6 protein-coding genes are annotated in these 14646 nt (G+C 60.5%); 2 read left to right on the forward strand and 4 right to left on the reverse strand.

Translation table 11 applies throughout. The features are described from left to right. Positions 1-12: 12 nt before the first annotated feature. Positions 13-2517, reverse strand: a complete 2505-nt coding sequence (locus tag HS122_12640; protein MBE7539246.1) for an SUMF1/EgtB/PvdO family nonheme iron enzyme — start codon at positions 2515-2517, stop codon at positions 13-15. A 623-nt stretch (positions 2518-3140) separates the two neighbouring features. On the opposite strand from HS122_12640, the gene HS122_12645 reads away from it, so the two are divergent. Next, positions 3141-5990 (forward strand): TonB-dependent receptor, encoded by a 2850-nt coding sequence (locus HS122_12645; GenBank protein MBE7539247.1) that lies wholly within the window; start codon positions 3141-3143, stop codon positions 5988-5990. Positions 5991-6270: 280 nt separating this feature from the next. Continuing rightward, entirely contained in the window at positions 6271-9579 is a 3309-nt protein-coding gene (locus HS122_12650) for a hypothetical protein (protein ID MBE7539248.1), read from the forward strand. Between the two features lie 112 nt (positions 9580-9691). Here HS122_12650 and HS122_12655 read toward each other — a convergent pair whose 3' ends face one another. The 3 genes from HS122_12655 to HS122_12665 form a co-directional block, all read right to left on the reverse strand. Next, on the reverse strand, positions 9692-11068 hold the full coding sequence (locus HS122_12655; GenBank protein ID MBE7539249.1) for a sugar porter family MFS transporter: 1377 nt from the start codon (positions 11066-11068) through the stop codon (positions 9692-9694). 15 nt (positions 11069-11083) lie between these two features. Next, positions 11084-12163 (reverse strand): Ldh family oxidoreductase, encoded by a 1080-nt coding sequence (locus HS122_12660; protein ID MBE7539250.1) that lies wholly within the window; start codon positions 12161-12163, stop codon positions 11084-11086. Positions 12164-12479: 316 nt separating this feature from the next. Beyond that, complete coding sequence (locus HS122_12665; GenBank protein ID MBE7539251.1) at positions 12480-14633, reverse strand: hypothetical protein; 2154 nt, start codon at positions 14631-14633, stop codon at positions 12480-12482. Positions 14634-14646: the final 13 nt, after the last annotated feature.

The following is a 14646-nucleotide window of genomic DNA, read 5'->3' on the forward strand; positions in this document are numbered from 1 at the left end:
GCGAAGGTCGGATCAAAATTCACCGGGATCGCCCGATTCGCGCACTGGTTCGCCGTGCTCGAACTCAACGCGGTAAACCTCCTTGCCGGTGGGATCATAAAGGACAGCCGGTCCCTCGGCGTGCAGATCGCGCCAGGTGGATTGCGTCCGGACCGTGCCGTCAGGCCAGTAGTTTGTCCACACTGTGGCGCTGTCGACACGGTGGTCGCGCTTCCAGGCCAGTGTGCCGTCACGGTAAAACTGCTCAGGTCCGGTGAGGCGCCCCAAGTGGTATGTGGCTGTCCGTTGCACGCGACCGTCGGGTTCAAACCAGGTTGCATCGCCTTCCAGCAGGAAACGGCCGTCGTTGCCGACACCGCCCCGGTAGCGCGCATGGACGCGTCCGGTCGCGTCGTGGTCGATGTAGTCGCGGATTGCGCGCACGGTTGATGCGGTGTTGGCGCGCAGAGTCGCATCTTCCCCGCTGGGTGCGGCGCCATGCAGGATCCACGCCTCGTTCAATTCGAAGGCCAGGCACGGTTTTGTCATTGTGGTGACGAGATGGATGACTCCGTTGGGAGCCTGCCGGGCAACCGCGTAGCCAAGGGTATCCCCGCCCATCTGCCTGGCATGGGCATCGTTCTCATGGGGCTGTGTGCCCGCCAATCTGCGGATGAGCCAGGTTTCGCCCTCGTCTTGGGATAGCGCCACATAGGCCCCGCGCTCATTGATGCCTGCGGGCTGCGCGCCTTTGTCGCTTTGAAAATCGCCGGCCATGAACAAGCGACCGCTGGCTAGCCGGATAAGTGTCGGACGCTGGTTGCTGCCCATGTGTGGAAACGGAGTCTTCGACACCGTGTAGGTGCGACCGCCGTCGCTTGTGAGGGACTTGGGCATGAAGCCGTCGATGTTCGAGCTCTTGCCGCCCATGCCGAGAATACGACCGTCGCGCAGAGGAACGAACGCCGTGTGCCGTCCGCCACTGCGTCCACCCGGGTCCCGCCATGTCCTGCCGTTGTCGTCGCTTTCCCAGAGCACCGATTCCGGCCCGATTGCGTCGCTTGCGACGTGGATGTGGCCGGCGTCGTCGCGAAACGCGCTGGTGATCGGCTGCGCGGAATGGCCGCCGACGGGCGTCGTGAACAGCGGGAAGTGGACGTCGCTCCATGTCGCACCGTTGTCGTTGGAGGTGATCCACTGGAAGGGGAAACCCGAGTCGAGCCGGTTCATGCCCCAGAAAAACCAGAGCCGGCCGGAGTCGTTCCAGAGCATGGGCGAGGTGTCGTCCACATCCGGCATGTCGACGAAACGGTCGGGTGGATCCCATTCGTCGGCGCCGAAGCGCAAACGCGTGATTAGCATGCCGCAGTCGGGATCGAGTTCCCCGACGGCGGAGAACGCGATGAAAAGGACATCGCCATTGCCCGCAACCTCAAGACCGGGGCTGTGCATGTGGCGCAGCATTCCCCGCGGCCAGCCGAGTGAACGGAAGACGTCGAGCTTGGCAGGATCGGTGTTCTCCGGCGGAGTGGGCAACAGGTAGCGCTTGCGGAAATAGGGTCGGGTGGGGTCCGGTCCGACCGACGGTGCGGGCCCGCCTTGGATCACGCCGAGCTGTGCATAGGAGACGACGCCACGTGTCGTCGGATCCGGTGTCGGTGGCGCGCAAACCACACGGAAGCCGATGTGGTGGTTGCCCTGGTTGTTCAGAACGGAGCGTGTGAATCCCTTGTAGAGGAACTCGCTCTTGTATTCGGCGCTGCGTTGCTGGCCGGCGCCCTTCGGGTCATGAGCGGTCATCGCCTCGGAAGGCGTGCTTACCATGGCGCGCATCTGCTCGAATGGGATGGGGGGGAAGTTCGGAGCCATGCCTCCCCGGTTGGCCGAACGCCTGTAAAAAGGAATGTCCTTGTCGAGTCCGCCGCCGCGTACGACTCGAGCCCATCCGCTCGACGGGCCGACGGGGTCCGTTTGAGGCCTCAGTGGGTACTCACCGTGCCAGTCGAGGCACCATTCGCCGACTCCGGTGTTCATGTTCTTCATGCCCCAGGCATTCGGAGTCCCGGGAGCCGGCGGGGTCGCGCCCGAGAAGTAGAGCGTAGTGGTTCCGGCGCGTGCCGCGTATTCCCACTCGGCCTCGGTCGGCAGGCGATAGTTGCGTCCTTCTTTCCGGCTGAGCCAGGCACAAAACGCTGTCGCTTCATCCCAACTGATGCCTGCCGCGTAAGGGGCGGTGTCCGGATTGCCCCAATAGTCGGCGCGGAACTGTCGAAATTGGTCCGCTGTCACTTCCGCCTCCGCCATGTAGAAGGAATGCGTGAGCGTGACCTTGTGCAGCGGGTGTTCATCCCAGTCACCGCGTTTAAGGTGAATGGGCACATTGAAAGTCTTGGACGGTGTCGAATTGGCCTCGCCCATCCCGAAGGAGCCGGCGGGGATTGGCAGCATCCGCATGCCGAGTGAATTGACGTAGGATTCACTCGCGAACCCCAGCGAACTGAGGGTTGCGGCCATCAGGGTCAAGTAAGTGGAGTTCATGCGGCAGGAGTGGTGACCCCTACGGTGGGAATGAATTGAAATACCTAAAAATAACGCAGTGTTTTTTGTGAAATTGGGATCTTTTCGATGGAACAGTTTGAATGCCTGTGGTCAACAAATATTCCCCAAATGAAGGAGCTCCTTCACCGAGTCTATTGCATCGTTGCAAGGCTGAGCGGTGCTTCAGTTTTTTTGCTGAGCAGTTCGCAGCCAGAGAATCGAAGGTTTCGTGGTGGAGGAAACCTCCTCGCTCCGCAATGGGCCGCTGGGTCACGATGTCTTGAGGGGGAGGCTTCAGGTGAATCGCTGGCGAAGCTGATACGATTGAAGCAAGACTTCGATATGAAATAGAATTGAATAGTTCAAGGATTAACAGAATCCTAAAATGCTAATAGATAGTAGATAACATGCACGAGATGAGGCTGCAATAAAAACGCATTCCAATTGATTAATGGATGTGCGTGTCATTGATGCGTTATTTCAGGCATTGACACATGGCTAGTTCATGTTCTTTCTGCCCGTTGGAGCGTCGAACCCCGCTGCCTTGCCATCGATCGTATTCCAGAATTTGTGCGACATTTCGGCCCCATCCTTGGGCCAGCCTCAACCCTGCGAATCAACAAATGACCACCCAGTTTACACGCCTGTTTTGCGGCTTCACGGCTGCACTTTCACTTGGCCTTGCGACATCCAATGTTCACGCGGGCGACATCGTCGGGTCCATCATGGACACTGACAGCAATGCTGCGCTGCCGGGTGCCTCCATAACTGTCCTGGAAGGAGGAAGGAAAGGCACGGCTGACAACGGCGGCCACTACCGCATCAGCGGTCTTTCTGCCGGTACGTACACGGTGCGGGTCAACTATGTCGGGTACGATAGCAAGACGGAGACTGTCGCGGTGCCGGCCACGGGTGAGGCCGTGCTCAACATTGCCATGGGCGACAAGGATGTCGTGAAGCTGGAGAAATTTGTGGTCGAAGGCTACCGGGAGGGACGGTCGCGTGCGATGCAACAGAAGCAGAATGCGGCCAATATCATGGATCTCGTGTCCGCCGACGCCATTGGCAACCTGCCCGATCGCAACGTCGCCGAGGCGGTCGCCCGCCTGCCTGGTGTCAATCTCTCCCTTGACCAAGGCGAGGGCCAGTACGTGAGCATCCGCGGTGCGGAGCCGAATCTGAACCAGGTGATGATGGACGGTGCCACCATGGCAGCGCCGGGCGGATCGCGGCTCGGGCGCGCCGTGCCACTCGACACCCTTGGTTCGGGCCAGATCTCCTCAATTGAAGTCATCAAAAGTGTGCGGCCGGACATGGATGCCAATGCTGTTGGCGGCACGATCAACATCAAATCCGCGAGTGCTTTCGACCAGGATGGCCGTCGCGTCACCGGTTCGCTTTCGGGAAACCGCAACGGTGCCGTCAGCAAGACAGACGCAGCCGGCCAGTTGTTCTATTCAGACCGCTTCGGCCCCAACAAGGCTTGGGGAATTGCGGCGAGCCTCAGCTACGACAAGCGCAACTACCAGAACGAATGGCTGCAATTCGACTGGACTCCGATAACGCTCAACGGGGCGGCAACGTACCTGCCGAGCACGTTTCAAATCAAACCTGAATGGGGCAACAAAGAGCGCGATGGAGCCACGCTGAACCTCGAATACCGCCCTGACGCCGACACGCTTTTTTATGTCCGCCCCGGTTATTCCCACACGAAAAATCCGGAGACGCGGTTCGAGGTGATCTATTCGCCGACGGTGGCGCCGGCCAACGTCATCATGTCGTCGCCCACAGCCGGCACTTTCACCCGCAATCGCACCGAGCGCCGGTCGTTCTCCTATCAGAACGACCAGTCCCTCTTCAACGTCGCGGCCGGATTCAAGAAGGTGTATGGCTCGTTCACCGTCGAGCCCATGCTCACGTTCTCGAAAGCAAAGTCAAAAAATCCGTACAACCACACTCGGGAGTTCCGCAACGCCAACGGAGCAACGGGCGACATCAAGTTCGACCTTGGCACGGGTTTCGTGCCGATTTTCTGGCAGGCCGATCCTGCGGTCGACGTTCCATCCAAGTATCCGCTGCGCCGCACCCGCGACGACTACGGCATTCAGGACGAGAAGATCCGGAGCGCCAAAGTCGATGTAACCTGGGAGTTTCCTGATTCCTTCGGGGTGCGGGGCAACGTGAAGTCGGGAGCCAAATTCCTTCACCGTTCGCGAGTCGTGGATCTCGAGTCGCGCCGCTTGGTGCCTGTGGGCAACTGGAACCTTGGTCAAACAGGCGATCAGCTTCCATCGGTCAAGGTTTACAATGACAGGTTCGACAGCCTCTTCCTCCCCAATGCGGTAGCGATCGACAAGTTCATTTCCGCCAATCCGTCGCTTGTCACCCACGATCTCGTGGGGGAGTCGACCAATTCCATTGAGGACGATTATGCCATTGAGGAATACATCTACGCTGGATACCTGATGAGCAAGGTCGACATCGACAAACTTACCCTGCTTGGAGGTCTGCGCTGGGAAAAGACAGACGCCACAATCCGGGCAGTCCAGGAAGTCACCGTGGGCAGGGGCAATCCGGTCCAGATCCCGAACTCGGGCGTCACCAGCTACGACAAATTCTTCCCGAATGTGCAGGGTGTCTACCACTTCACCGATCAGTTGCAGCTTCGCGCCGCGATCACGCAGACGATCGGCAGGCCGGCCTACGAGGACTCGCGCACGCTGGCGATTTTCAACTACTCCTCGATTCTCTCACCAGTTGACCCGACCTACGGCAATTCCGGATCGGTCACCGTGGGCAATCCGAAGCTCAAACCCTATGGAGCCAAGAGCTATGACCTTTCGCTCGAGTGGTATGCCAGGAAGGGCGGTGGCGTGGTCAGCATCGCGGCCTTCCGGAAGGACATCGCCGACCCGATCTATTCCTACTCGGAAACGCAGCGCAATGTGATCTACAGCGGCGTCGGCCTTGAGTCGCTGACCTACAACAGCAAACTCAATGGCACGAGCGGCAGGATCTCTGGTGTTGAGTTCAGCATATACCAGCCGTTCCACTTCCTGCCGTCACCCTTTGACGGATTTGGCATCGAAGCCAACTACACGACGATCAGCTCCAGTGAAGTGATTCCCACCCGTCCCGGAGAGGACATCCCCTTTTTCCGGCAGCCTGACAAGATTGCCAACTTCACGATATTCTATGAAAAGTACGGCTTCTCAGGCCGGGTCGCCTACACTTATGCCGGCGAGCAGATCTACACCCTGGGTGGCAGCCTGATCAATGACCGCTACGAGACTGCCCGCGGCCAGGTAGATGTCCTGTTGCGCTATCGAGTGAACGATCACTATTCCATAACGGCCTCTGTGCGCAATCTGACCAGGGAGCCGGATGAAATGAGCTACGGCATCAAATCCCTCGTGCAGAGCAGCCGCCTGCTCGACCGCGACTACAAGGTCGGCGTCGAATTCAACTTCTAAGGGAGAGCCTTCTCGCTGCACCGCGAGATTGCGGAATGCGAAAGAATCCGACGCACAAGGGGATGTTCCGGCCGTGCGACGGGCAGGCGCCCGGAGTACCCAACTGAAACGCGTGGTTTCCTCCACACGCCGGCCAGCGTTCTCCGCGACCGCTCAAGTGGGCTTGTGCTGGATCCGGGTGTAAACGGCCATGCCCTGCCGTGAGTCGTACTGGTTGCCAGCAGAACTTGGGCTGCACCAGTCATGGAAGACGGTCGCCTGGACGCCCATCACAACTTTCATGAACATTATTCGACTGCGCCCTTTTGGAATGTCCGCAATACTTTCCCTAGCGCTTTGCAGCGCAGCCACTGATGCCGCGCAAGTCCTGACACTTGGCGGAAGCGATTGGAAATTCAAGGACGTGCCTCCGATGAGTGCCAGGCCGTTCTGTGTTGACTGGCTGCCCGCGATGGTGCCGGGCAACATCCAGGCGGACCTGGAGTCGGCGCGATTGCTCAAGCCGCTGTGGTATGGCGCCGGGGATTCGCGGCTGTTCGACGTGGCCCGCACGGATTGGATTTATCGAAAGGAGTTCACCATGCCCGGGAGCTTTTCGGGCAGGCGGATCCGGCTTTGTTTCGATGGCGTCGACTACGCCTGCGAGGTCTGGCTGAACGGCGCAAGGATTGGCGGCAATCCCAACATGTACCGCCAATTTGCCTTCGATGTGAGCGATCATGTCAGGATCGGCGAAAGGAACAGACTTGATGTCCGGATCCAGCGCATGCCGGAAGTCCTGGTTCCCTATCTTGAGAAGAGCGATGGCAAGCTCAGCGGTCAGAATACCCCCTGGTGGCTGGTTGACGGCATGACCAAGACCAACGAGGTGCTCAAGGACCTGAAGAGCCCCACGAACTTCGGCTACGACTGGGGTGTCAATATCTGGACCCTGGGGATCTGGAAGGATGTGCGGCTGGAGGCCAGCGGGCCGGCGTTGATCGAAAACATGAAGGTGGAGACGCCGCTTTCCAGCGACTACTCACGAGCGACAGTGAAGGTGGCCGCGGTCGTGGACAGTCTGGTCGCCGGGCCGGCGAAACTGCGGATGAAGGTCAGTGGCCACGGGCCGGACCGTGTGACGGAGCAGTCCGTCACACTGGTGCCCGGAGCCAACAGGCTGCAGGCTCAGCTTGAGCTGCAGGAACCGGCCCTGTGGTGGCCGAACGGACACGGACGGCAGCCCCTGTACATGCTCGAAGCCACCGTCGTGGATGCCTCGGGAAAAGTCTCTGATGCACGCCGGACGCGCTTTGGTGTGCGGGAGGTGCGCTGGGAGCTCACCTCGGAGGCTCCGGCTGATTTTCCGCAGAAATACATGCCCGTGATCAACGGACGGAGGATCCGCATGATCGGCTCGAACCTGATTCCGCCGGACCTGCTGTTTGCCCGCATCCCGGAGCGCGCCCCGCACTTGTTGCGCACGGCCCGCGCATTGGGTTTCACAACCCTGCGGGTATGGGGCGGAGGGGTCATACTCACACCCGAGATCTATGATCTGGCGGACGAACTCGGGCTCATGCTGATGCTTGAGATCCCCATAGCCAACATCGATCCCAAGGCGAATCCGGAGCTGTTGAAGAACCTGAGCCTCACTCTGCCGAACATCATCCGTCAGGTCTGGAACCATCCTTCCATCATCGAATATACGGGGGGAAACGAAATGAGGTACGGAAAGGTTCACAAGGACCTTTCAGTCATTGAGCACATCCAGGGGATTTTTGCCGAGGTGGATCCCAGCCGGGTGTTTCGCGAAACCGATCCGACAACCGGCGGGACGCATGGACCGTGGCACGCGGCTCTCAAGCTGGAGAACAAGATTGACCCGCTGCAGCAGTATACCACATGGAATTTCCTGCTTCCGCAGGTGCCGGACGCGTCTGGCAGGATACCCACGGGTCCGACCTCCCGCATTTCCCAATCCATGCGGTGCGGCGAGTTTGGATATCAGACAACAGGGCACGTGGAGGTCTGGCACCGGGACATCCCGCCCGGTTCGCAGTGGCCGATAGACAACGAGGATCCGGTCCTCATCCGCAAGAACGCGACGTATGCGGTGTTCGATGATGACAACTGGCTGATGAAGCCTGTCATCGATTTCCTCTTCGGAGATTCTCCCGATCTTGGGCGGCTGTTGAAGGCAGGCCAATATGTGGGAGGGGAGGGCCTGCGTTACGCGATGGATGCGATCCGCCGCCGTGGAACCGCCACGGGTGGAATGATGAACTGGGACTTCAATGAACCCTGGACCAACGGCGCGGGCAGCTATGTGGTGGACTACGACGGTCGGCCGCTGATGAACAGCGCGTTTCTGAAGCAGGCGGTGGATCAGCTGTCATTGTCGCTCAGACACACGTCCCCCCTCTACGATATCCGCGAGGGAATCCAGACCGCGCTGTACCTGACCAGCGATTCAGATCAGCCGGTCAAGGATCTGGCCTGGGCCTGGCGGGTGAGGGATCGCCGGGGAGCAGTGGTCTCATCGGGCGCGGGAGCGGTGGCGATCAATCCGATCGAAGTGAAGAAGCTGGCCGATATCGCGGTCACGCTGCCGGAAAAAACCGCGTTCGGTCCCTTCTTTCTGGAGCTGCAGCTCAACGACAGCCATGGCCGGAGACTGCACGAGCGGGTGCATGTCTTTGGGCTGCGCGGCGTGCGAGCCCCGCTGCAAGGGCTGCTGCACCGGAGCCTGCTGGATCAGGATGATGACCCGGCCGCACTGCAGGCCGTGTTCGCGACTGACAACAAAGCGATGCCTGCCGTATCCCGACCGGTGAGGCAGACCAGCCTGCAAGTGAGCTCCACTGTCTTCGGCGTGGAAGGTGGCGAAGAGTGGCTCGAACTGACGCTGAGCAACACAGGAAAAATGACCGCTCTGTTCTGCGATCCCCGGCCGGTGCTGAACTACCGCACCGATCTTATCATCGACAATCTCTTCGTGAGCATTCCTCCGGGCGAAACCCGGATGCTGAAGATCCACGCACCCCTGCGGCCCCGGGAAGGGTTGAGTCTGGCGCAGACCGGGTGGCGAATCGAGAGCTGGAATGCCGGGCCGCTTTCGATCGAGCCGTCAACCGACGTCGTACTCGCGCTCGGCCGTGCGGACCGGATGACGCGGGAGTATGCAGGCTATCCGGGGCCGACTCCGCCGGTCAAAGCCAGCGTGGTCAGCCTGACGGGTCGTCAACCGGATCCCGGCAATGTCCCTTGCCTGATGGAGGAGGGCCGCGTGGTGGAGTTCACCTTTGATAGTGGGAGCGACTCCGTCAGGCAGGGTGCGCTGCTGCGGATTCATTCGGCGGACCAGTCAGGCATCGGTGCACAGGTCCAGGTTGAACTCAACGGCCGCAGCTTTGAGCTGCAATTGCCGGAGGGCTATGGAATTCAAAAGGAGAGTCCCGCCCATCTCGCGCGGGCGCAAACCACGATTCTGGCGCTGCCGGTCGGTCTGCTGAAGCCGGCAAACAATGTCCTGCGAATAAGGACCGTCAACGCAGGCTGGTTCACCTGGGACGCCCTTGACCTGAGGATGGGCAAAGGCGTCGAATAGTTTCCAAACCAAATCCAATCATCACGCGAACATCAGCAGGCTTGTGGGCTGCCTTTCCTTTGCCGCCGCGCTCGCGAGGACGACGCGTTCAGGCTGTTCAGCGGCGATCGATTCAGGTTCCGGAATGCGTCGCGGATTTTCCGCCGTTGTGAAGATAGTAGTCCCGCTCGATCGCCTCGAGGGTGCGACCCTTGGTTTCAGGGACGAATGCGATGATGAACACAAAACAGAGCAGACAGCAGAACGCGAAGACGTTGAAGACATGTCCCTGCAGTGCGGAAAGCATGTAGGGGAAGAATTGCGCGACCAGGAAGTTGCCGCCCCACAGGAAGACGACGGAAAGGGCCATGGCGCGTCCCCGCACGCGGTTCGGGAAAATCTCGGACACCACGACCCAGTAGATGCCTCCCATGCCAACCGAGAACCACGAGACGAAGCTCAAGGTGTAGATCAGGAGCATCAGGCCATTCGTCTCGGCGGTTGGGAAGGCGAGTCCCATGAGGAAAAGCGAGATGCCCATGCCGGCGGATGCTGCGATCATGATAGGCCGCCGCCCGACGCGGTCGACGATCAGCATGGCCACGATGGTGAAGAAAATCATGACCAGACCGATGATGATCGAGTGACCGTAGGCGTCGCCGGTCTTGATGCCTGCGTTCAGGAAAATCCGCGGTGCGTAGTACATCACGATATTGATGCCGGTGATGGCCTGGAACAGTGCCAGCACCATGGTCATGTAGGTGATGCGGCGGCCGCCAGGCAGAAAGAGCTCGCGCATCCGTCCTTCCTCCACGCGAAGGCTCGCGATGATCGACTCGAATTCCGTCTCCACCTCCTGCATGGGCAGGATGCGTCCGAGCACCTGACGGGCCGTGCTGAGGCGGTCGCGCTTGGCGAGCCAGCGCGGGCTTTCCGGAACCCAGAGCGTGAGCACGAGAAAGATCAGGCATGGGACAAGCATCATGCCCAGCATCCAGCGCCAGCCCGTGGAGACCATCCACTCCGGACTGCCCGATTCGACGATCATCCGGTTGGCGAGGTAGGACAGGACCATGCCTGAGACGATGGCGATTTGATTCATGGTCACCAGACCGCCTCGAATGCGTGCCGGCGCCACTTCCGCAATGTAGATGGGGGTCACCATTGACGCCATGCCGACACCGACGCCGCCAATGAAGCGCGCCAGCGTGAGGATTTCCGGAGTCGGGGCAAAAGCGCAGGCAACCGCACAGGCGGCGAAGAGGGCGCCCGAGACAATCAGTCCGAGCTTGCGGCCAAAACGGTCGGCGAACCAGCCCGCGATCAAGGTCCCGGCCACGCAGCCGACCAGGGCGCTGGAAACGACCCAGCCCAGCGAGAGGTCACTCAGCGCAAATCGCGTCTGAATGGCCTCGGTTGCGCCTGATATGACCGCCGTGTCGTAGCCGAAGAGCAAGCCGCCGAAGGCGGCGATGGCACAGATGAAGATGACGTAGAGCAGTGGAGACATGGGGAAGGTTGGGGATCAGTCACGAGAGCCGTTCAGTGTGGGCTCAGGCACATCCAGTTTGGCGCTCCATGCGGCGATTTCGTCGGCGAGCCCGGGTTCAATCGGAATCCCCTGGCGACGACGCAGCTCCTCGCAGGCGTAGTGGTCGTCTCCCGGTGCCAGCACGGGCTGTTCCGGATCGGAGCTGGCCTGTTCGCGTGCGCAGGCGGCGAGATCCCGCACGTTGTCCTGGAAAGTCGATCCACCGTGGAATCGCTTCGGATCGATCGCACCGATGAAGGATCCCAGAAAGCGGCGCTGCTTCAAGTCCCCATACATGGGCGTAATGTTCGGGCCCCACGGTGCGCCGTTGAGCGGACCACACAGCAGCTCGATCATCATGGCCAGCGCATATCCCTTGTGTCCGGCCATGGGCTTCAGGCAGGCCACGGCGTCGGGATCGCTGGTCGGCTTTCCGGATGCGTCGTAGGCAAGGTCGGGTGCGATGTCGAGGCCCTCCCGGCGTGCGTTCATGACCTTGTTCCATGCAGCGGCGCTCGTTGCCATGTCCAGGCATACGGGCGGGCGGTCCGTGCAGGGGGCGGCGATGCAAATGGGATTTGTGCCGAGGAATTTCTGGTAGCCGTGGTGGGGAGCGACGAAGGCGTCGGAGTGGGTGAAAGCCAGGCCAATGAGACCTGCCTCGGCGATCATTCTTCCGTAGAGTCCGATTGAGCCGCAGTGCGAGGAATTGCGCACGCCGACAAAGCCCAGTCCGCTGCGTTTGGCCATGGCAATCGCCTCCAAGGTGGCGCGCTCGCACACAACGAGTCCCAGACCGTGGTCACCGTCGAGATTTCCCGTGCAGGGCCCGGACGATGCATAGGCCATCTTAGGCTTTGGATTGAGCGAGCCGGCTTCGAAGCGGCTCAAGTAATGGGGCAGCCGGGCAATCCCGTGCGAATCAATGCCCCAGAGGCTCGTTTGCACGAGACTCCGGGTGGCAAACGTGGCATGGGCTTCGGTCATGCCGAAGCGGCGCAGACAGCGCCGGCCCCATTGCTCGAGATTTTCCGCGGTTGCGGTGGTTACGTTGGAGGAGGCGTCTGGCTTCACGGGAGATTGGGAGAGATCAGGAGGAGCATGCCCCGGACGCGTTCCTGCTTGAATCGAATGGCAATGGCCCTGCCGACAGGGATGCCGGCACTGGCGAACGAGGAAATTATTTGTGCAAGTCTCATGAGGGAATGCAGGGTGTCGGAGTGAGTCCGGCGCCGGTACCTGCCGCGCTGGTAGTCAGACAAAAATGAGGGTCGGATCGTTTACGATCCCGGCACATTATTCTCTCAATGCGGGTCGATCCATCGGATTGCCCGGGCATGGGCGGTGAATTCGGTTGTTCAGTCCGGGAGCCGTGCATGGCTGGCTGCGGTCATTGCAGCTCGACGAGGGAGTGCCCGAAGGGTTTGATGGGGACCTCCAGCAGGAGAACCCGGCCGGTCTTCGTGACCCTGGCGCCGTCGATGTGATAGGTCCGGTCTGGATCGAGGCCAAAGCGCGCAGGTTCGAAGAGGATGCGGCGGATCTCGGATTTTTTGTTCAAATTGAAGCAGTTGATGACGGCGGCCGAGCGATCGGGATGACGGTGAACATGGGTGCGTTCGTCGATTCCGTAGAAGGTGCCGGAGGCGAAGAATGGCTTGAGGCGCATGTATGTGGCCATGGCCTCGTGATGCATCTTGACGACCTGGGGATCCCCGTGGGTGCCGCCGATGCCGAGGTGCCGGACGGTGGAGGCATTCCACCAGAACATCAGACCTTCCCTGGTGTCCTTGCGCAGGTCGATGTGCAGATACAGCGGAATCGAGTAGGCCAGGTTGTAGTAGTAGAGCGCAATGCTGTGGCCGCCGACCAGGTCTTCCATGGGATTCCACATCAGTTCGTAGGCCCAGACGGTGTCGAATCCGCCATTTCCGTAGCCAAAGTAGGTCGGCACATAGCGGAGCCGCGAGCCGCCGACGATCTGGTCGTGCATCTCGATCTGGACGTCCGGATATTTCGCATGGATCCGGCGGGCCAGTTCATTCAGTGCGGTGACGTGCTCATGGCGGCGGGCCGGCACGATGTGGCCGTGCGCGGGGTCGTGGCACTCGTTGTGGTACATGGTGCCGTCGAACATGAAAAACTTCGCGCCACCCGACGCGAGTTGAAGCAGCCGGCGCAGGGTTTCATCCCCGTACTGCCTTGAGGCGGCGCAGAGCGAGCCTTTGACGCGATCGCCTTCAGCATTCATCCTGAGGGCATCCTCGGGGTAGGAGGACGGATCGCACCAGCCGCTCATCGGAGTGTGCAGCGAGAGGCTGAGGCCGTAGTCCCGCTTGAGCATGGTCGCAAAACTGGAGATCGAGCCGAGCCGCGCTTCGTCCCAGATTTTGGAGGCGAAGTTGGTGTCCCAGCCAGGGTCAAGATAAAGAGCCTCACAGCCGATGTCCCGAGCCTTGGCGGCCTCCGCCTTCATGTCTTCCAGTGTGTAGTATTTCGCCCGGTTTGCAGGGTCATCCTGCTCCTCCATGCCGAGCCACCACAGTTTGTTGTCGTAGAGTTCATTCCAGTGGACAGGCGCATTGAAGCCTTTGGGGCAGCCCATGCCGCGGCTCTCCATTTCTGAGCGAAAGGCGTAGAAACCGTCATTCATATTTCCGCTGAACGCTGTGAGGCGGGTAACACCAAAGGTGTGGGACTGGCCGGGTTCGAGCCTGGCCCCGTGTTCAGGATCGCCCTGATAGATGGCAAAGCCGCCCCAGCGCAAACCGAGTTGGTCACGAGCTAGGGGCACGCGGTCGAGAACGGCCCACTCCATTCCGTCCTGACTGTACTTGGAGATGACGAAGCCCTGTTTTCCATCGTGCAGACACCAGCCTTCGGAGGCGTACTCGGGGAAGTTCGTCTCGATGAAGCCCTGCGAGTAGATGTAGGTCGTCCAGACCCTGCCAATCGGACGGAATCCCTCATCGGAACGCAGGTAGGAAGTTCGCGGCTCGGTGAGAATTTCAGCGAGGGAGTAGTCGGCGCGCTGTGCATTGCCGCCGGTTGGTTCACGGAGAAACGGGATCGCCGCAAACTTGAATCCCGCCAGGGTTCCGGTGGGCTGGCCGCAGTTCAAGTGGACCGGGGCGACGAACCCCGCGCGATTCGCCGGCAGGGTGATCGGGTAGGCATTGTGATTCGTGATCGTGATCTGCTCCTCGAGCCAGGGCCGGGCTGCGGGAATGCGAAGCTTCTGGACAAATTCCAGTCCGCCCTGCAGGCGGGTGGTGATCGTGCACCCTCCGTCGATTGCGGTGATGGCCGGCGTTCCAACAACCGGGAGCGGGAAGGCGTACGAACCGGCAGACATCTCTGCACCACTGGACCGGTGCACGATTCGGCAATCCAGGTTTCCTGCTTCGGGATGGAGCGAAAGTTGAAACTCGCGGTTTTCGAGTTTCGTGACCTGGGCCACGGATGCACTCGGGAAATGGGCCATGGCGAGCGCCAGCATCGCGACGAACGGGCGAAGCGCCACGGATCGGATTGGGAGATTCATTTCGAGAGAAGGA

The sequence above is a fragment of the Opitutaceae bacterium genome, assembly GCA_015075305.1.
Lineage (GTDB): Bacteria > Verrucomicrobiota > Verrucomicrobiia > Opitutales > Opitutaceae > UBA6669.

Coding starts and splice junctions, on each gene's coding strand:
- HS122_12640 (MBE7539246.1), bottom strand. CDS start 2,517: ATGAACTCCACTTACTTGACCCTGATGGCCGCAACCCTCAGTTCGCTG.
- HS122_12645 (MBE7539247.1), top strand. CDS start 3,141: ATGACCACCCAGTTTACACGCCTGTTTTGCGGCTTCACGGCTGCACTT.
- HS122_12650 (MBE7539248.1), top strand. CDS start 6,271: ATGAACATTATTCGACTGCGCCCTTTTGGAATGTCCGCAATACTTTCC.
- HS122_12655 (MBE7539249.1), bottom strand. CDS start 11,068: ATGTCTCCACTGCTCTACGTCATCTTCATCTGTGCCATCGCCGCCTTC.
- HS122_12665 (MBE7539251.1), bottom strand. CDS start 14,633: ATGAATCTCCCAATCCGATCCGTGGCGCTTCGCCCGTTCGTCGCGATG.